General features: G+C 50.1%; 24 protein-coding genes and 1 pseudogene. 17 read left to right on the plus strand and 8 right to left on the minus strand.

All coding sequences use genetic code 11. The features are described 5' to 3' along the window. Positions 1-300: 300 nt before the first annotated feature. The 6 genes from Q8O92_14690 to Q8O92_14715 all read right to left on the minus strand — a co-directional run bounded on the left by Q8O92_14690 (position 301) and on the right by Q8O92_14715 (position 2924). Positions 301-1014 carry a hypothetical protein gene (locus tag Q8O92_14690; protein ID MDP2984564.1) on the minus strand — a complete coding sequence of 238 codons (714 nt, stop codon included), beginning with the start codon at positions 1012-1014 and terminating at the stop codon, positions 301-303. Positions 1015-1269: 255 nt separating this feature from the next. Next, the gene (locus tag Q8O92_14695) at positions 1270-1488 is read right to left on the minus strand and encodes a type II toxin-antitoxin system HicB family antitoxin (protein ID MDP2984565.1); all 219 of its coding nucleotides are present in this window, start codon (positions 1486-1488) and stop codon (positions 1270-1272) included. 384 nt (positions 1489-1872) lie between these two features. Further along, positions 1873-2115, minus strand: coding sequence for a DUF433 domain-containing protein (locus tag Q8O92_14700; protein MDP2984566.1), 243 nt, complete (start codon positions 2113-2115; stop codon positions 1873-1875). Between the two features lie 110 nt (positions 2116-2225). Beyond that, positions 2226-2438 carry a hypothetical protein gene (locus Q8O92_14705; protein ID MDP2984567.1) on the minus strand — a complete coding sequence of 71 codons (213 nt, stop codon included), beginning with the start codon at positions 2436-2438 and terminating at the stop codon, positions 2226-2228. A gap of 35 nt (positions 2439-2473) precedes the next feature. Continuing rightward, positions 2474-2743 carry a type II toxin-antitoxin system RelE/ParE family toxin gene (locus Q8O92_14710; GenBank protein MDP2984568.1) on the minus strand — a complete coding sequence of 90 codons (270 nt, stop codon included), beginning with the start codon at positions 2741-2743 and terminating at the stop codon, positions 2474-2476. After that, a complete protein-coding gene (locus tag Q8O92_14715; GenBank protein MDP2984569.1) occupies positions 2727-2924 on the minus strand; it encodes a hypothetical protein in 198 nt (65 codons plus the stop codon). Before Q8O92_14715 ends, Q8O92_14710 begins: the two co-directional genes overlap by 17 nt. Before the next feature lie 349 nt (positions 2925-3273). Here Q8O92_14715 and Q8O92_14720 point away from each other — a divergent pair, with 349 nt between their 5' ends. The 9 genes and pseudogenes from Q8O92_14720 (at position 3274) to Q8O92_14760 (ending at position 9784) form a co-directional block, all read left to right on the plus strand. Beyond that, positions 3274-4017, plus strand: coding sequence for a TrmB family transcriptional regulator (locus tag Q8O92_14720; protein ID MDP2984570.1), 744 nt, complete (start codon positions 3274-3276; stop codon positions 4015-4017). Continuing rightward, entirely contained in the window at positions 4001-4894 is an 894-nt protein-coding gene (locus tag Q8O92_14725; GenBank protein MDP2984571.1) for a DMT family transporter, read from the plus strand. The genes Q8O92_14720 and Q8O92_14725 overlap by 17 nt, the downstream gene beginning before the upstream one ends. A 281-nt stretch (positions 4895-5175) precedes the next feature. After that, a complete protein-coding gene (locus Q8O92_14730) occupies positions 5176-6348 on the plus strand; it encodes an LL-diaminopimelate aminotransferase (protein MDP2984572.1) in 1173 nt (390 codons plus the stop codon). A gap of 9 nt (positions 6349-6357) precedes the next feature. Beyond that, the gene (lysA, locus tag Q8O92_14735; GenBank protein ID MDP2984573.1) at positions 6358-7596 is read left to right on the plus strand and encodes a diaminopimelate decarboxylase; all 1239 of its coding nucleotides are present in this window, start codon (positions 6358-6360) and stop codon (positions 7594-7596) included. A 7-nt stretch (positions 7597-7603) separates the two neighbouring features. After that, entirely contained in the window at positions 7604-8617 is a 1014-nt protein-coding gene (locus tag Q8O92_14740) for a metallophosphoesterase (protein MDP2984574.1), read from the plus strand. A gap of 87 nt (positions 8618-8704) precedes the next feature. Beyond that, entirely contained in the window at positions 8705-8803 is a 99-nt protein-coding gene (locus tag Q8O92_14745; GenBank protein ID MDP2984575.1) for a hypothetical protein, read from the plus strand. A gap of 165 nt (positions 8804-8968) precedes the next feature. After that, positions 8969-9199, plus strand: coding sequence for a DUF433 domain-containing protein (locus Q8O92_14750; GenBank protein MDP2984576.1), 231 nt, complete (start codon positions 8969-8971; stop codon positions 9197-9199). After that, entirely contained in the window at positions 9196-9567 is a 372-nt protein-coding gene (locus tag Q8O92_14755) for a DUF5615 family PIN-like protein (protein ID MDP2984577.1), read from the plus strand. The genes Q8O92_14750 and Q8O92_14755 overlap by 4 nt, the downstream gene beginning before the upstream one ends. Before the next feature lie 61 nt (positions 9568-9628). Continuing rightward, positions 9629-9784 (plus strand): annotated as a pseudogene (locus Q8O92_14760) (diaminopimelate decarboxylase). A gap of 157 nt (positions 9785-9941) precedes the next feature. Here the strand turns inward: Q8O92_14760 and Q8O92_14765 are convergent. Both Q8O92_14765 and Q8O92_14770 read right to left on the minus strand, forming a co-directional pair. Next, positions 9942-11474 (minus strand): SAM-dependent DNA methyltransferase, encoded by a 1533-nt coding sequence (locus Q8O92_14765; GenBank protein ID MDP2984578.1) that lies wholly within the window; start codon positions 11472-11474, stop codon positions 9942-9944. A 9-nt stretch (positions 11475-11483) separates the two neighbouring features. Next, positions 11484-12143: a restriction endonuclease gene (locus Q8O92_14770; GenBank protein MDP2984579.1), complete on the minus strand. Its 660-nt coding sequence runs from the start codon at positions 12141-12143 to the stop codon at positions 11484-11486. A 366-nt stretch (positions 12144-12509) separates the two neighbouring features. Between Q8O92_14770 and eno the strand changes: the two genes are divergently transcribed. From eno to Q8O92_14810, 8 genes are all read left to right on the plus strand, one after another. Further along, positions 12510-13802, plus strand: coding sequence for a phosphopyruvate hydratase (gene eno, locus Q8O92_14775; GenBank protein ID MDP2984580.1), 1293 nt, complete (start codon positions 12510-12512; stop codon positions 13800-13802). A gap of 79 nt (positions 13803-13881) precedes the next feature. Continuing rightward, positions 13882-14220 carry a DUF4258 domain-containing protein gene (locus Q8O92_14780; protein MDP2984581.1) on the plus strand — a complete coding sequence of 113 codons (339 nt, stop codon included), beginning with the start codon at positions 13882-13884 and terminating at the stop codon, positions 14218-14220. Then, positions 14217-14438 (plus strand): type II toxin-antitoxin system MqsA family antitoxin, encoded by a 222-nt coding sequence (locus tag Q8O92_14785; protein ID MDP2984582.1) that lies wholly within the window; start codon positions 14217-14219, stop codon positions 14436-14438. The genes Q8O92_14780 and Q8O92_14785 overlap by 4 nt, the downstream gene beginning before the upstream one ends. Positions 14439-14566: 128 nt before the next feature. Further along, positions 14567-15841 carry a serine--tRNA ligase gene (gene serS, locus Q8O92_14790; GenBank protein ID MDP2984583.1) on the plus strand — a complete coding sequence of 425 codons (1275 nt, stop codon included), beginning with the start codon at positions 14567-14569 and terminating at the stop codon, positions 15839-15841. Positions 15842-16023: 182 nt separating this feature from the next. After that, the gene (dapF, locus tag Q8O92_14795) at positions 16024-16857 is read left to right on the plus strand and encodes a diaminopimelate epimerase (GenBank protein ID MDP2984584.1); all 834 of its coding nucleotides are present in this window, start codon (positions 16024-16026) and stop codon (positions 16855-16857) included. A 135-nt stretch (positions 16858-16992) separates the two neighbouring features. Next, a complete protein-coding gene (locus tag Q8O92_14800) occupies positions 16993-17214 on the plus strand; it encodes a NifU family protein (GenBank protein MDP2984585.1) in 222 nt (73 codons plus the stop codon). Positions 17215-17249: 35 nt separating this feature from the next. Continuing rightward, on the plus strand, positions 17250-17510 hold the full coding sequence (locus Q8O92_14805; GenBank protein ID MDP2984586.1) for a hypothetical protein: 261 nt from the start codon (positions 17250-17252) through the stop codon (positions 17508-17510). A gap of 161 nt (positions 17511-17671) precedes the next feature. Then, on the plus strand, positions 17672-18832 hold the full coding sequence (locus Q8O92_14810; GenBank protein MDP2984587.1) for a radical SAM protein: 1161 nt from the start codon (positions 17672-17674) through the stop codon (positions 18830-18832). The last annotated feature ends 187 nt before the right edge of the window (positions 18833-19019 follow it).

Genomic DNA, 19019 nt, shown 5'->3' on the forward strand with positions numbered 1-19019 from the left:
CTTGAAACTCGAAAAAACTGATTTCATTATAATTACTCATGCTTACCTCCAGTTCAAAGATTCATCTGTTGTACTGGTGTAAACATATATATTTTTGCATCAAATGTCAAGAGTGCTGTTTCAAATCGATAAGCGAATAATTAAATTCAATATAATTTTTCTCATTTTGATCTCCCCTTTTTTATGTGGAAGGACTTTCTTCCGTATAACGTCATGCATCAGCCGACGCCGCCAAAAAATACGCAGAAATCCACCGCAGATGCCCGGCGTCGGCTGGATGCAATTGTTGGACATTCTTCATCAAATTGCTTTGGCTGCAGTTGCGTCATCTGCCATTGGGGAAACAATCCAGCCAAGGAAAAGGTCAACATCCTCAATCCTCTTTGGACCTGAAATCACCCCGCGTCTTTCCACCTTGATATCAAAGAGTTCAGCGAAGGCACAGTAATCTGACCAACTTGTCGGCGATTCCTTGAAACATTGTACTAGCATAAGTGCAACAGGTGCCTTCCATCGGTTAGCTTCAATGACTGCTGATGCCGTCCTGTGAACAAGCTGATATCGGATGTGTCCTGGTGGTGTCTCAGAAAGGCCAAGCGTTTTTGTCAAGAACTTCAGCCGTTCAGTCTTTCCTTCGGATTCCTTCGCCATCCACTCGCTGATTGTCTTGTCGAATTCCTCTCCCGCCTTCGCCTCAATGGCAGCAGATGCGTAGCCTTGTTTCAAGAGGACAACAGCCCAGAGATCATTCTGGGAGGGGCGTCGGTCGTCATCCAATTTCACCCGGTGTTCTGGGACGGCCATCAATAGGCGGGCAGATTCAAAAACGGGATGGGAATTCAAGGCTGTCTCGATTTCAGGGGGAAACCCAGATTCGTCTGTGCGGCGCGATTCCCACGACACGGCCAATTCCCACGCGGACTTCTTGCGCCGCCAATGAAGATAAGGGTCTGCAAGTTTCGCTCTCCATTCGGCTGTGCCCATGCTGGGCATGAGTATACGTGATGGTTTCATATTATTTTATGTCCAACAATAATTAGATTGATCCGCATAAGATGCTGAATGTTGCTTTCCTGTCAATATAACACGCCGATAAATTATTTTATAGATGCGTGCAAACAATTGAATATTCAGCTACTTGCGTTATAGTTAGTGTTCTATCATGGCGTCTTATGCGGATCGGCATAAAATCTTCAGCGATGTCTCAAAAACAAGTTGAAGGTTCTGCGCAACCGTGACATTCAATATGACGAATCAAATCATTTCGTTTCATGATGCGGGCATTGTAATTGGCTCACGGATCACCTCTTCGCCTGCAAGGGATTCCTCTGCAAGCTGACGGTTGGCTTCGAGAACAAGCTGGACTGCCTCGGCAAGGTTTCTGCGCGCCTCTTCGAGTGTTTCACCCTGAGTGTTGGCTCCAGGAAGTTCCTCGACAAACGCCGAGTAGCCTTCCGGAAACTTCTTGAAAACTGCTGTCAATTGCATCGGATTCTCCGTGAAAATATTTTTATACTATACCACACAATCAGTCTTTACCATTTCACATTATAGCAAAATTTGAAAAAAAGTCAAGCGTATTCCTGAGATTGAACGCCTACGGTTTGGGTGTCACAGGTTAGAACCGTCGGGCGATATGGCTATTTCTCCGGGACTCGGACGTGTGAAGTGTCAACAATGGCAACACATGAGGCAAGTTGTTTCAGTTCGGCGGATTGAATGAAATCGGCGATGAAACTGTTGACTGATGAAGGACCCATCGAAGAGGGACGGAACAGGATAATACCTGGATGAGTGCCGTCATCACATCGTGCCCCATATTCGTCAAGACAGGTATCAGATGACGCGACAGGTTCTCATCCAGCTTCAACTTCATGCGGATACCACCGTTTTCCAAATGCTTTCATGCGACAACTCGGCGGCATAGGCTAACGCGGCGCGGATATCCTCTGTGGCAAGCTGAGGGTAGTGGTCCATGATCTCCGCTTCCGTCATTCCTTCGGCCAGACCGTCCAGTATCACCGCGATTTCGATACGAGTGTCGCGGATACAGGGTCTCCCTCCGCACACCTCCGGTTTCAAAATGACTCTCGACTTGAGTATCTTTTTTTTCACCTGAATCCCTCCTTTTGTTCTGATTTGCTCATAGAGAACCACACACTTCAGCAGCCCTTTATCTTTCAAGCTCCTGAGGTCCTTCGCAAAACTGTCCTTGAACTCAACCTTCACTCTCCGGCCTCCTTCAAGATTGCGAAGACCTCCTCACGCGGGATGGATTCGCAGCGGAATCCCTGTTCGATGGCGCATGCAAGACCGATATCTTCCATGGCTTCTTCCACAATATCCTGCACAAGATCACGACGTTCTTCAAGAGCTTCGACTAGTGCTGATTTCAATAAATCTTTCAATCTCTCTTCGTCGATCATTACCATTGACATAGTACGCTCCCTGTAAATCATTTTGTAGTTCGTACTTATCGATACGCATCCGAGCGATGCCGGACGGCGATAATATCCACGTTCCGGTTTGTGTCATCAATTGCATAGATAACCCGATAATCACCTACGCGGATTCTCCATGCTGTTCGTTCGCCCCGGATTTTTCTACAGCCGTCAGGTCGTGGAAAGTCGGCAAGCGCTTCTATCCGTCTGAACACATTAGAGAATATTGCGGCGTCGAGCGCTTCGAGTTCCTTCCTCGCTGAACGGGCGAATGTAATTGTATACTTACTTACCAGGTTCAAACCGACCTCTTCGTTTCAGTCGTTTCCTGACTGTTTCCAAGCTCTCACGGGGCTCATCAGCCCGCTCACGAGCAATAATGGAATCGTAGATATCTTCCCATATCTCGCCGTGTGCCTTCAGGTCGATGAGCACGGACTTTTTTTTACCTGTTGCATCCACAAGGAACTGAATCCCTTTCACAGGAACCTCCCATCTATGTTGAAATTGTTATTGGCTGACCGATTGTTACGCTACTTCGATGAAGGACCGAAGGGCTTCATTCACGGTCTCTTCCGTGGGAAACACCTTTATATATCATCTTTTCCTGGCGTGTCATCCATCCGACAGCGAGTTTCAGAGAGTACAGTATAGCAATATTCCTCAAAAAGTCAAGCGATTTTCCCCTCGATTCTCATAGAATGCAGAGTACCCGCCTCACCATATTGTACCTGTAGTGTCTGCACCGGATATTTCAAAAGATAGCTAATATTTAAAAATCCTCTTGACATTTTTTTTCTTTTCCCTATATTAACTACCGGAGTGGTTACCAATGAAAAACGAGCACATAGAATCCATCATGACCGGCCTGGGATTTTCGCTGTACGAATCACGGGCGTATGTGGCACTGGTGGCGGAAAACCCGCTTACCGGGTACGAACTTTCTGGAAGGTCGGGGATACCGCGCTCCAAGGTGTACGAGTGCATCGAGCGCCTGAATCGTAAGGGGCTGCTCATCCCTGTAGAAGAGAACCCGGTGAAATATGCGCCGCTGCCGCCGGAAGAGCTGGTGCGGCGGCTCTCGAAGGAATTCCGGTCATCTTTAGAGACATTGGGACAATTGCTTGCGGAGGAAAAGGCCTCCGACCGGGTGGATTACATATTCAATGTGCGGGGATACGAGGAAATCATCGCCAAATCCGTGGAGATGATCGAGGATGCGGAAAAAGAACTGGCGCTGGCGCTCTGGAGCGAGGAGATTTCTCGGCTCGAAGAGGAAATACTGCGGGCGGTCAAACGAGGGGTGACTGTGCGAATTCTCGCTTTCGATGGCGGCAGGGCTGTCGAGGGCTGCGAGACCTGGCGTCACCGGTCGCTTGCCAGGGAGGATTTCACCGGGAGAGCCATCACCGTGGTACGTGACAGAAGCGAGGCGCTTACCGGCCAGTGTTCCGGAGAAGGCGGCATTATCGCCGCCTGGACAAAGAATCGGAATCTCGTTTTCATCAGCCTCAAGTATATCGAGCACGAGATCATAAGGATCAGGGAAAGCGGGGGTGATGGAGCACTCGGTTGAAAACCGGCTGATCGGCCCGGCCATGATGGCGCTGGGGTCGCTCTTTTTCGCACTCACCGCGCTGTTCGTGCGGCTCGGCTCGGAAACGGTTCCGGTGGGTCACCTTGTGCTGGCGCGGTTCCTGTTCATGGCGCTTGCGCTCATTGTCCTGAGGAACGCGGGGCTGATTACCGTGCATCCGGTGAACAGACGCCTGCTTCTCTACCGGTCGGCAGCCGCCTCGGTGGGCGGAATCTTTTACTTTTTCTCTATCGCGACAATACCTGTCGCGGAAGCCATTATTCTTAAATACACATTTCCGGTGTTTGCAGTAACCATTGCGGCCCTTATCTATGGTGAAAAAGTGAGCCGCACCAGCCTTGCCGTTCTGGCGGTGAGCCTCCTGGGGGTGGTGGTCATGATGAATCCCGCCGCTTTCCATCCAAGCGCGGGGTACGCCTGGGGGCTCCTGAACGGCCTCTGCGCGGGAATTGCGGTGGCATTCCTGCGTGAGCTGCGAAAAACTGATGATTCCTCGACCGTGTTATATTATCATTCCATTGCCGGAGTGACGGTTTCCCTCCCGTTCCTGGTGAACGGCATCGTGATTCCGGGAGCAAAGGGCGGCGTCTATATGCTGCTTGCGGCGCTGTTCGGGATGCTTGCCCAGTTCACACTTGTGTATGGTTTCAAGTATGTGAAGACCGCAGGTGGAAGCGTGCTGATGACCCTGGAGGTAGTGCTTTCCGCACTGCTCGCTTTCCTGTTCCTGGGACAGATGCCGGGCATAATAAAAATTATCGGCGGGTGCATGATTATCGCCGGGGCTCTCATTGTATCGGGAGAGGGAAAGTTTCGGAAAAACGGGGCAAAGGAATTGGATGAGGGAGAGATATAACTTTTAAAGCCGCCCTTGAACCACTGGGATAGCATAGATGCCGAAACGAGTTCGGCATGACACGTGCACTTCGACAAGCTCAGTTCTCGGTCATCGGACTCTGAGCCTGTCGAAGAGTCCGCTGCATCCTGAACTTGTTGCCGCTTCGCGGGAACGATAAAACCGTTTCAGGATCTAAACACTCAAAACATGCGCAATGATTAAGTCGTCATATATAGCTTTTTTCTTTGCGTTTTTGCATCTTTGCGAGAGATATTTTAACCTTAGAGAAAGGAACCCCCATGCCCTTGCATGTCACCTATGCGGACCGTCTGGCCAAACTTCCGCCCTACCTTTTCGCCGCTATCGACGAGATGAAGCAGAAGGCAATCCGGGCGGGACATGATGTCATAAACCTGGGGGTCGGCGACCCCGATCTCCCTACCCCCCGTCACATCATCGAGCGGTTGAATGAAACCGCCTTCGACCCGGCCAATCACCAGTATCCTTCATATACCGGAATGACAGATTTCCGGAAAAGCATAGCTGCGTATTACCGGCGCACGAGGGAGGTCGAGGTCGATCCGGCGAGCGAGGTGGTCACTCTCATCGGGTCCAAGGAAGGCATCGGTCATCTGCCGCTGGCGTTTGTCAACCCGGGAGACATCGTGCTTGTGCCCGATCCCGGTTATCCGGTCTATACCGCCGGGACAATCCTCGCAGGTGGAGAACCCTATGCCATGCCTCTCCTGAAAGAAAACAGCTTCCTTCCAGACCTGGGCCGGATTCCGGCGGATATAGCGAAAAAGGCGAAGCTGATGTTCATCAACTATCCCAACAATCCCACAGCGGCGACCTGCGACCGGGCATTTTTCCGGAAGGTGGTGGAGTTCGCCCGGGAATATACTATCATTGTCGCCCACGATGCAGCTTATGCGGATGTGACCTTTGACGGCTACCGCGCGGAATCCTTCCTGGAGACTCCCGGCGCCAAGGAGGTGGGAATCGAATTTTACAGCCTCTCCAAGACCTACAACATGACCGGGTGGCGGGTAGCGGCGGCGTTGGGGAACACCGACCTGATCCGGGGACTGGGCAAGGTTAAAACCAACCTGGATTCCGGGGTGTTCCAGCCCATCCAGTACGCCGGAATCACCGCTCTGGAATCGAGCCAGGATTGCGTCGCCGAGAACAACCGTATCTACTGTGAACGCCGCGATGTGCTGGTTAGCGGACTTCAGCGCCTGGGCTGGGATGTGGAAAAACCCAGGGCTTCCTTCTACGTGTGGATTCGCCTGCCCAAAGGAACAAGCTCAACCGATGTTACCGCTCGTCTCATCCGTGAGGCCGCGGTGGTCACCACTCCGGGAATCGGGTTCGGAATGTATGGAGAGGGCTATATCCGCATGACCGTGACCAGCCCGAAAGAGCGTCTGGCCGAAGCGGTGGACCGTCTGGCAAAGGTAAAAATTTAAGGAGGATTCATGCATCTGTTTACCTATAAGAACAGGAAACTCTTCGCCGAAGATGTCCCCCTATCTGTAATTGCAGAAGAGTTCGGCACCCCTGCCTATGTATATTCACAGGCCACTCTGGAACGGCACATCGGCGCCATAAACGGCGCTTTCGAGAGTGTCGGCCATCTCACCTGCTACTCGGTAAAAGCCAATTCCAGCGGCGGCATTTTGAGCCTGTTCGCCGGGCACGGTCTGGGAGCTGATATTGTCTCCGGGGGAGAGCTTTTTCGTGCCCTCCGGGCGGGAATCCCCGCAGGCAGGATTGTCTATTCGGGGGTAGGCAAAACCCCTTCGGAGATAGAATATGCTCTCAAGCACGGCATCCTCATGTTCAATGTGGAATCGGAATCTGAACTGAAGACAATCAACCGCATCGCCGGAACCATGAATCTGCGGGCGCCGGTTTCTTTTCGCATCAATCCCGATGTTGACCCGAAAACACATCCCTATATTTCCACCGGCCTGAAAAAAAACAAATTCGGGATTCCCCACTCTGAAGCTCTCCGGGTCTACCGGGAGGCCGCCGGCATGTCCCATATTGAAATAATCGGCATAGATGCGCATATCGGGAGCCAGCTCCTCGATGTTACCCCGTTCCGGGCGGCGGCTGAGCGCCTGGGCGCATTGGTTGAGGAAATACAAAATATGGGAATCTCTCTCAAATACATAGATATCGGCGGCGGGCTGGGCATACGCTATAATACGGAATCTCCTCCCGATCCTTCCGACTGGGCGCTTATGATCATCCCGGTCATCAGGAAGACAGGGTGCGCGCTCATCCTGGAGCCGGGAAGGTCGATGGTCGGAAATGCCGGAATTCTCCTCACTCGTGTACTTTATATCAAGTCCAACGGGGAGAAAACGTTTGTCATCGTGGACGCCGGTATGAATGACCTGGCAAGACCCTCGCTCTATGGATCCTATCACGCCATCCTGCCCGCACTGGAGCGTAAAACCCCGCTTCGCACTGTGGATGTGGTTGGCCCCATCTGCGAATCCGGTGATTTTATCGCCAAAGACCGTGAGATGTCAATGCCGGAAGAGGGCGATATCCTCGCTGTCATGAGCGCCGGAGCGTACGGGATGTCCATGTCCTCGAACTACAACTCCCGTCCGCGGGCGGTTGAAATCATGGTAAACGGCAGCGAAAAGAAACAGATAACAGACCGTGAAACATGGGAAGACCTGGTGAGGAAGGAAAGGTGAAAAGGGAATGAAATATTTTCATCATCGAAAGAAAAAACTTTTTCTGGAAAGTGGACTTTTCTTCTGTCTTCTCCTGGCTGCTTCATTTTCATGGGCGAGCCCCAATGATTGGCCCCCCTGGGGAGAATACAGCCCGTTGAAGGTTCTCGCATCAAAACCAACACCTTTGGGGAAATGGTCAATAATAGTTTACGGTGACAGCAAGGGATCATCCTTTCACAAGCAGAAGTTTATCCCTAAACTTCTTGCAATCAATCCAACGCTTATCGTCAATACCGGCGATATGGTTGCCCGAGGAGGAGGAATTTTATCCCGGGAGAACGACTGGGAACCATGGGAGAAGGAATCGCGGGAGTTACGAAACCACATCCCTTTTTTCCCCGTAATCGGCAATCATGAAATAACAGTCCGTGAGCCTAAGTCCGCGGACCATGATAAGTATTATAAGGGATTACGGCACTTCTCCCTGTTTTACGATCTGCCGAAGGAATCGGGCTGGGAGTTTTATTATTCTTTCGTTTATGGAGATATCACTTTTATCCTTCTCGCCGTTCCGGGTGCGGATTTTAAACCAGGTTCAGCCCAATGGCAGTGGCTGGAGCAGACTCTGCAGAAAGCGACTACCCCGCATATCATCACTTTCTCTCACAGCCAGATATATTCGGTCGGCGATAAGGAGAATTATGTATGGGAATATGCGTCCGAACTTACATCGCTTCTGAAAAAATATGGCGTTCAGCTTCATTTTTCGGGGAACGATCATATCTACTACCGTACCATGCGCGATGGAGTAACCTATATTATCAGCGCGGGAGGAGGAGCAAATATGTATCCGCTCACCCATCTCGATAATGCCATACCGGGAGATGTCTTTTTCACCGGCGATGGAAAACCTGATATGGAGAACTACTATTATTACGTTTCATTAGATGTGAACAGCGACACTATCAACGGGAAAACAGTGCTGGTAAACAACGGGAAGGTGATGGACACGTTTACATTAAAGGCGCGGAAACGGTGAGCCGATTTAATCAGGTATCTTTGTTTTGTAGAATAGTCTCTTCCCTCCATCCGCCCGCAATTGAGCGCAAAATCCCCGCTTCACACTGTGGATGTGGTGGGCTCGATTTGCGAATCCGGCGATTTTATTGCCAAGGACCGTGAGATGTCAATACCGGAGGAGGGAATTGATTCGAACTTGGTATAACGTCTCGCCGGGCCATGCAACCGAGCGCCCGGAGACGACAATAAAATATTGGGCTTTATTTTACGATGGCATTATATTAAAATATCAATGGCATCCCGGTTGGTCGGTTCAGAGATAGCTCATACTTTTTAAACCGCTATCTTGAAAAAACATATGAGGCATGAAATGCAATTTACTCGAATCACGGTAAACCCCTATCAAATGGGCGGAGTTCCCTGCCTGCGCGGTCTGCGAATTCCGGTGGCAACAATAATCGATATGATCGCGGATGAGATGAGCGTTGCAGAAGTTCTTGCAGCGTATCCCGATCTCGAGCAGGAAGACATAACGGAAGCGCTTCGATATGCCGCGGAAGCAGTCAGAGAGCGCGAATTACCGCCGGTGAAAGTAGCATGAGATTTCTGATCGATAATGCTCTTTCGCCGAATCTCGCTCAAGCCTTACGCGATGCAGGATTCGATGCCGTGCATGTACGGGATCTGGGACTGCAAGCGGAAGAAGATTTGATGATTTTCGAAAGAGCCATTATCGAGGATCGCATTCTCATTTCCGCCGATACCGATTTCGGCACTATCCTCGCCCTGTGGAAGTATTCCAAACCCTCAGTGATTCTGTTTCGACGCGGAACAGAAAGGCGTCCCACGAATCAAGTGAAACTCCTCCTGGCAAATCTTCCCAATCTCGGTGAACCACTGGAAAAAGGCAGTATTGTTGTCTTTGATCAAGAAAGAATCCGCGTTCGGTCTCTGCCCATTTCAGGGTAAATTCTCGACAAAAAAACTCCGCTTGACGCTTTGTATTGAAACCCTCCGTCACCCCTGCCGCCTCGCTGTAATGAGCGCAGGAGCGTACGGGATGTCCATGTCCTCGAACTATAACTCCCGGCCGCGGGCGGTTGAAATCATAGTCAACGGCAGCGAAAAAAGACTGATAACCGACCGTGAAACATGGGAAGACCTGGTGAGAAAGGAAAGGATGTGAGCCACGCGGGAGAGTTGAGAGGATTTGGCGGCGAGGGAGGATAGCAAACTATATTACATGAATATTATAAATCAGCGGCGCGCCGTAATATGGCTCGTCCGCTGGAATAATTCTATGGGTGCATTGTTTTTTCATTTCCTGATAATTCTTCCTTTTTCTACACAATGCCGAGGGATAACTGCCCGCGAGTTTCCTCGAGTTCTTTTTCTTTCCGGTGCCGTGCGTAATTTAAATATTCTGCCTCACAGCCAAGTTCTATGCTAAGAGCATGCAGATCAAGACGTTTCAATATCTCAATTGTTATTGGCCGTTTGTCAGCCCAAAAAATCATTGCCTTGAAAAACTGTTGGGCTGGCTCCGAATTCAACAAATTTTCGACGAAATGAGCTTCTGACTCTGACCAGCAAGGCAGGAAGTAAGTCGTATCATCCAAAACGACGACTTTGCCTTGATACGGCTTTATTAGTTTAAATGAAAGTCGTTTATAAAAACCGGAGATAGCAACCTTCCATTCAGAAAATGAATAGTCACCTACTCCAAAAATTGAATACTTCGGTCGATTCCGATAGATAGAACTCGCCCGCTTTTCAAGCCTTTCCTCATTTGCTTCTAAATAACCCCATGTTCTCGGGGCTATCCTCTTAATTGGGGAGGTATCTTCCCCAACGTATTTTTGAGTTACGAGCATGTATTTTCGACCGTAGCGTATCTCGCCGTTTCCGATATCCGAGCTTTTTAGCATTGGATAGACATAATCATCCTCTAAGCTAATTAGCTCTCCTGTCCCATTGCGGTACTTTTCACCCTCAGGTTCAAGTTCCATAACATTTGAACAATCATGTTTTATTCCCGATCTCCACGTGTATGCTTCGTCACTCCCCTTAATATGGCGCCATCTCTTGTAAAGGCCCACGTTCGAGAGAACAATTTCATCGTGATAACCAATGATTTGAGATGGTTGTTCGGTACTGAGATCATCAAAGACAATACAATCGGATGAACTAATTCCCCCTCGCATATCGATCACAAAAAAGCATGCATCTACGGAAGCACCGAACTGTTTCTTCGCATCAATTATAAACATATTGGCTCCGGACACGGCCAAATGATGCTTCCAAGCATGACACAGGACTTTTCGTGCAACGGCCGTCTTGCATAGCACGGCGATTACACCGCGACAGTTTTTTAGCCAGGCGAGGTATTGTAAAAGCATCCATTCCGAAATGTCAAAATTACTTTTGCCTGTGATCGCGTCATAACCCCGGCGCTCTTGGAAATTGTTTTTGGGGGGGAGATTGTTGCTCTCTAACAAACCCAGTTCTGAACTGGTAACCCAGGGAGGATTGCCAACTATTAGAATTGGTTGAGGCTGATCAAGAAATAATGCACGCCAATCAAAGAAAAAGAAATCACTCTGGAGCAATTCAATAGCATCTCTTTGTTCCAATGAAGAAACCTTTATTTCGAGTCCGTCAAGGTATTGTTTGTTGATATCTACCCCTATAAACCGAGTTGCTTCTGGGAATTCGTGAATCGCAGCCAGTAAAAAGGAACCTTTTCCGCACGTAGGCTCAAGGATAGTCTTGGGGTTGATTCTAAACCGCCGTAACGTGACCATAGCTGCCTCAGCAAGTTGCTGTGGTGTCTGAAAGTCACCGTACTCCCATTTATCTTTTGCTTTTCGCATCATTTTTTGTTATTACCTTACTCGGTGGATGCCTTCGATTTTACCAGCTTCTTGAATTACACGACCATACTGGAGTCGCCATTGCAATGCATTTGATATGGTCAGGTATCCTTGGTTTGGATGATTTTCAATTATTTCTTTTGCAATTGAATTTGCCTCAATATCATCCACAGGCAAGTTTTTGTCATACATGAATGCCATGAGGTCGTCAACATTACCATCGTTTTCAAGAATTTGAAGTATGCCTTTTGTCATTTGGTAATCAGCAGTTCGGCTCTGCTCAATAAATATTGTATGCCAAATATTAAGGCGTCCGGTTCGGCCATTATGGTCATCGGTCTTTTCGTATACGAACACGAGCAAGCTATAACCAAGACCGAAAATCTTCTGTCTGGCCGACTTAAACGGGCACGAGGACTGTGGTTGGCGGATAATAGTAACTTTCATGTCCACGGCAAGATTGGGGAAATCGATTCCGGATGCGGAGTTACCTTGTTTGAACTCGAATTTCCCGGCGAGATATTGCATGAACTTGTGTTCCAAATAAGTGCCTACGGCTTTTCCATCAGTCACGCCATAAAGGATGGGTTCGTCATAGGTACTCTCCATTTGAGCAAAACATGCCGCTTCAGCTACGAGTATTTGAACGTCAAGCTTTTTCTTTTTCGGCATAATCTCATCTCATTAATTGCTAAAAGTGATATTAACCTTCGGCTTATAAGGTTTCCGTAAAATATATCAACAGGGAACTAATGTACCATGCCTGCTGTCGATTTTTCACGTTGTGATAATTCATGTCTCATCGTGACATTAGGTTTCTGCATCAGATACATGCGAAATTGATATCGTTCCTTACCGGTGCATTGATTAATATCTGCGCTTAAGGTATTCATATTATATCTACTTGTCAAGCAAAACCTCTCCCTCCCCGGTCTTCCCTTGCTTTTCTCGCGTAAAAGTGTTAAAATACATTTTTATTTTCCTTATAGCACCATGCAGAGCACAGTGAACGCAGCATACTGACACAGGAGCGAATACATGACCGGTATTATCAATATCGAAGGCCGAGAAATACTTGATTCGAGAGGCAATCCCACCGTTGAAGTGGAAGTGGTGCTGGAGTCGGGAGCTATCGGAAGGGCGTGTGTGCCCTCAGGCGCCTCCACCGGTGAAAACGAAGCAGTGGAGCTGCGGGACGGCGACCTGTCCCGCTATGGCGGCAAAGGCGTGCTTAAAGCAGTGGAGAATGTCAATACCATTATAGCGCCGGAGGTTGAGCTTATGGACGCCACCGACCAGGTGGGCATCGACCAGATGATGATCAAGCTCGACGGCACCCCGAACAAATCATTTCTCGGCGCCAACGCGATTCTCGGTGTATCGATGGCTGTGGCCCGCGCCGCGGCGGAAGCGGTAGGTCTCCCGCTATACCAGTACTTTGGCGGAGTCAACGCCAAGCTTCTTCCGGTCCCTATGATGAATATCATCAACGGCGGAAAACACGCCGATAACAATGTCGATCTCCAGGAGTTCATGATCATGCCGCTCGGGGCGGTCAGCTTCCGTGAGGCGCTCCGTATGGGCGCGGAAACCTTCCACGCTCTGAAATCCGTGCTCAAAGATAAAGGCTTGAGCACTGCGGTCGGCGACGAGGGGGGATTTGCCCCGAACCTTAAATCCAACGAGGAAGCTCTTCAGGTCATCATGACTGCAATCGCGAAGGCCGGTTATAAACCCGGCGATGATATCTGCATCGCCCTGGACCCTGCGGCCAGTTCCTTCTTCAATAAGGAGAAGGGCAAATATGTGCTCGTCGGCGAGGGAAACCGTGAGCTGACAAGCGTGGAACTGGTGGAATTTTATGTAAACCTGGTGAATAAGTACCCGATCATATCCATAGAGGATTCCCATGATGAGAACGACTGGGAAGGATTCCGGCTTATGGTGCAGAAGCTCGGAAACCGCATCCAGATTGTCGGCGACGATCTCTTTGTGACCAATACACTGTTCCTCAAGAAGGGCGTCGAACTGAAAGCCGCCAACTCCATTCTCATCAAGGTCAACCAGATCGGGACCATCACCGAGACATTCGATACTATCGAGATGGCCATGAAAGCCGGGTTTACCGCGGTTGTATCGCATCGTTCCGGCGAAACCGAGGATTCGACCATCGCCGACATTGTTGTCGGGAAGAACACCGGGCAGATCAAGAGCGGCTCCGCCAGCCGCTCCGACCGTATCGCCAAGTACAACCAGCTCCTCCGTATCGAGGAAGACCTCGGCAATGCCGCGGTTTTCGCCGGGAAAGAGGCTTTTTATTCGATAAAGTAAAAATCATCACGAGATTCGCCGGTAGGCCTGCCGGTTTTTTCGAAGCCACAGTCAACTTCACAGTAAGGAAATCGTTACAATGGAATATACATTTCCAGATGATCCTTTACATTTCATCCAACGATGTGTGAAGCTTAGAAAGGTTTTATGGACCTATCATGTAAATGTACGCTTGAAAGACCGGTTCATTCCTCGACAGGCTATTGTTGAGTCTCATGAACATTATGAAATCATAGAAAAATATCCAGAAGATAAGTATCTTCCAAGTTATCTTGTATATTCTGAGTTTGGCGGCGATGTTTTTCATTTACTTTTCGCAGTAGACGTAAAAGGTGACAATGTACGGATCATTACCGCCTATCGTCCGAGCCATGACGAGTGGGAAGATGATCTTAAGATAAGGAGATACACCTTATGAAATGCCATGTATGTGGATCCGGATTGAAGCCATTGATCACAGATCTTCCATTCAAAGTAAGTGAGACAACCATCGTGATTCTGAAAGACTTGCCGGTATTGCAGTGCGATAACTGCGGTGAATACTTGCTTGATGATTCCGTGATGAGCCGCGTGGAAGAGATTCTCCAAAATGTTGATGCCGCCGCGGAGCTGGAGATTATCAGCTTTGCGGCTTAATACCAATTCTCATTCAATCGTTACAGGAAGCCCCCTTCCGGCGCTTTCATGAAAATTTATAATGCTCCCCTCGGGAGCATCTTAATCGCCGCAAGCGCTTATGACATCTTTATTCCGGTGGTGAGGACATGCTTGATATCAGGTTAATCAGGGAGAACCCCGACCTCATAAAGGAAGGGGCCAGGAAAAAGAAAATCAAGGTGGATATCGACCGCCTGCTTGAAGTCGATGACGAGCGCCGCAGTCTGCTCCAGGAATCGGAGAACCTCAAAGCGGAAAAGAACCGCGCCAGCCAGGAGATCGCGGCGCTGAAAGGGGCGGAGAAAGCTGCCGCCATTGCCCTCATGAAGAGTGTCTCGGAAAAGGTAAAGGAACTTGAAGAGAGGCTTGAGATGGTGATGGAGGAATTCAATGCCCTCATGCTGCAGGTTCCCAATCCCCCGGATGACGATGTTCCCGAGGGCGCAGACGACACGGAAAATGTGGAAATCCGCCGTCAGGGTGCAGTCCCTCTGTTCGATTTCGAGCCGCTCGACCATGTGGCGCTCGGGGAAAAGCTGGACATTTTAGACATCCCGAGGGGAGTTAAACTGGCAGGGGCGCGGTCGTATATTCTTAAAAACGAGGGTGTGCTTCTCGAATATGCAGTGCTCATGTTCGCCCTGGGACGGATGGTCAAGCTCGGTTTTACCCCCATGATCGTCCCGCACCTGGTGAAGGATATAGCCATGATCGGCACCGCCTATTTCCCCGGCGGCGAGGAACAGGCTTATGCCTGCGAGCGCGACAAGCTCTACCTCATCGGAACCTCGGAGGTGCCGGTGACCTCATACCATTATGATGAAATCCTGGAGGAGAAAGACCTGCCGCTCCACTACTGCGGCATTTCCCCCTGCTACCGCCGTGAGGCAGGCACCTACGGCAAGGATACGCGCGGCCTTTACCGCATACACCAGTTCCAGAAGATCGAGCAGGTGATAGTCTGCAAGGCCGACCCGGATGTTTCCGCCGGGGAGCACGAGTTTATCACGAAGAACTCGGAAGACCTGGTGAAGGCGCTCGGGCTTCCGTACCGGGTGGTCATCGTCTGCGCAGGCGACCTTGGGCAGCCGCAGAAGAAAAAATACGATATCGAGTGCTGGATGCCCTCGCGGGGCGGATACGGCGAAACCCATTCTTCGAGCAAGTTCTTCGATTTCCAGGCCCGTAGGCTCAAACTGCGCTACCGTGACGCCGGCGGGAATGTTCGGTTCTGCCACACTCTCAACAACACTTATGTGGCGACACCGCGCATCCTCATCTCCGTTCTGGAATGCAACCAGCGAAAGGATCATTCTGTGGTGGTGCCGGAGGTGTTGCGGCCATACATGGGCGGGATTGAGGTGATCGAGCCGAAAAAATGACGAAACGATTTTTCATCAACCTCCTCTAATGATAGATACTGAAACGAGTTCAGGATGACACGTGTCATACCGAACTTGTTGCCGCTTTGCGGGAACGATGAAACCGTTTCGGCATCTATTTTGAAAAAACGTAATAAAATATGTCGTTATGTATATCTTTACCATTCATGTCGAAGGCAGCTATGAAATTTACCAAAATGCAAGCTCTGGGCAACGATTTCATCATCATCGACCTGTTCAGGGAGATACTTCTGAACCCGCTGGAGATCGCTCCGAAAATGTGCGACCGTCACTTCGGGGTCGGCGCGGACGGTCTGATTCTGGTGGGGCCTGCTGAGGACGCTGATTTTTCCATGCGGATTATCAACAGCGACGGCAGCGAGGCGGAAATGTGCGGCAACGGAATTCGCTGTCTCGCCCGCTATGTGGTGGAATCCGGTCATACGAAAAAAACCGAATTCATCACCCGGAGTCTGCGCGGCCCGCACACCCAGACGGTAAGCCTGGATGAAGGCAGGTTCGTGGATGTGACTACCTCCATGGGCAGCCCGATTCTGCATCGGCGCCTCATACCCATGATCGGCGATGAAGCCGAAAAAGTGGTGAACGAGATGCTGCCGGTGGACGGTCACGAGTACCGGGTCACCCTGGTGAATGTGGGCAACCCTCACTGTGTGGTGTTTGTGGACGATGTGGACAAGGTGAACCTTGCCGTCCTCGGGCCGAAATTTGAGCATCACCCGCTTTTCCCCAACCGTATCAACACCGAATTCGTCCAGGTGCTCGACAGGAACAATCTCCGGATGCGGGTTTGGGAGCGCGGCTGCGGCGAGACGTTTGCCTGCGGAACCGGGGCAACCGCCTCGGTAGTCGCTGCGATTCTCAACCACATGACCTTCGATACGGTCATGATGCACCTGGCATACGGCGACCTTATAATAGAATGGAGGGATCATAAAGAACTGTACATGACCGGCGGCGCGCAGACGGTTTTTACCGGGGAATACCGTACTTGATGCATCCAAATGCTCTTTCAGAAGTTTAATATCGAAGAAATGTTGTTGCTGTTTGAGTTATCATGAATAAAAAAGTGCCGGTGAGCAGGTTTCGGCATATCCGGCGCCCCATAAACCCATGAGAAAGGTACAAAAATGGAAGACGACGTAAAAAAAGCCCTGGAAAAGGTACGGCCCGCGCTTCAGGCTGACGGCGGCGATGTTGAATTTGTCAGCATGGAAGACGGCGTGGTCAAGGTTCGGTTGAAAGGCGCATGCGGCGGATGCCCCATGGCCACCATGACCCTGAAGCATGGCATCGAAGTCGCCCTTAAAAATGAAGTACCCGGCGTCAAGAGTGTCGAATCGGTCAGGTGAAGTTTCATGACCGCTTCGAGAAAAAGAGAGAAGAAGTGCTTAACGAGAATTGGGAAGCTGAAATCGCCGCATTTGACGCCGAATGCCGCGCCCGTGATGATGAATTCAATAAGACCCATATGGTCGTGAAAGACCCCGCCAGCTCCGATCTGACAGCGGAAGAGCAGGAAGTGTTCAATTTAGTTCTCAAAGGCGAATCCTGCTCGGAAATCGCTGAAAAATACGAGGTGGAGGTGGAATTGATCACCGGCCTCTTGGAAATCATCCGCGCCAAATTATCACTCACGGACACCTGATACCTTTTTTAAATAAAAAGGGACTTGCCATTAAAAAGAAGCTGCTCCTTGTATTACCGAGAAATGAACGGGGATTCTGGGGAAAAGTTTTTAAAGGGAAAACCGGATTAGTACGGCTGAGCCTGCCTACTCTGGCTGCTCTCACACCACTGGATTGGGAGGTGGAAATTCATGACGCCCGTGCAGGCCCGGTTGATTACAGCCGTCCCTGCGATCTCGTGGGAATTACCGCATTCACCGCCGAAATCCCGAGCGCCTACTCCATCGCCGATGAATTCCGGAAAAGGGGAACGCCGGTGGTAATGGGCGGAGTGCATGTGTCAGCGCTTCCGGAAGAAGCGCTCACCCATGCCGATTCGGTGGTGATCGGCGAGGCCGAACTGGTTTGGGAAGGCCTGCTCCGCGATGCCGAATCGGGAAGCCTCCGCCGGATTTATAAAGGCGAAAAGCCCTGTGATATGCAGCAAATGAAAATTCCCCGCCGCGACCTGATCGACCGTGAAATGTATGTTTCCGGTTTTTATACGGTGCAGGCGACCCGTGGTTGTCCGCATGATTGCGAATACTGCGCGGTCACCGGTGTCTTCGGACGCCAGTTCCGTACCCGACCAGTCGGGGAAGTTATCGATGAGATACGGTTGTTCGATACCCGTGATTTCATGTTTGTAGATGACAACATCTGCGGCAATCCCGCATACGCCAAAGAGCTTTTTCGCACGCTTATCCCCTTGAGAAAAACCTGGGGCGGCCAGACATCAATCACGTTTGCCCGCGACACCGAGCTGCTCGATCTCTATGCAAAAAGCGGGGGAAAGTATGCTTTCATCGGATTCGAAACGATTTCTCAGGAGAGCCTTGCAGCGATCAACAAGCACTGGAACAACGCCGATGCCTATGGAGATGCGATAAAAAGAATCCATGAAGCGGGGATAAATATTCTCGGCAGCTTCATTTTCGGATTGGACACAGATGACGCCACGGTGTTTCGCCGCACACTAGATTTCATCATGGAACACCGGATCGATGCTGTTGTATTCTGTATCCTGACTCCGTTCCCGGGAACCCGGCTCTATCAAAAGCTTGAAAGCGAAGGGCGCATCATCGACCGCGACTGGGCAAAGTACCATACCTGCGAGGTGGTTTTCCAGCCAAAAAACATGACCCCGGCCACACTGGAAAAGGAATTTTACCGCACCTTCCGTGAAGCTTATTCCCTCGGAAACATTGTGAAGAGGGTGTTTCGCAGTCACCGCGGCCTCCCCTACCGTATCGCAATGAACTACAACTATCGCCATAAGGCGATGCGGCTGCCGAAAGGGTAAAAAGAAAAGGCGCAAAGGGACAAAGGCACAGAGTTTGAAAGAGAAAATAAAAACAGATTAAGCCCGATCTATTCATAAACTCAAAGGGTAAAATCCCCCCGCCGTTTCACGGCGACCCCCTTGTTAAGGGGGTTAAAAAAGAAGAAAAAAAGACAGTTTCGTAAATAATTCTCCCCTTAATAAGGGG

The sequence above is a fragment of the Candidatus Latescibacter sp. genome, assembly GCA_030692375.1.
Lineage (GTDB): Bacteria > Latescibacterota > Latescibacteria > Latescibacterales > Latescibacteraceae > JAUYCD01.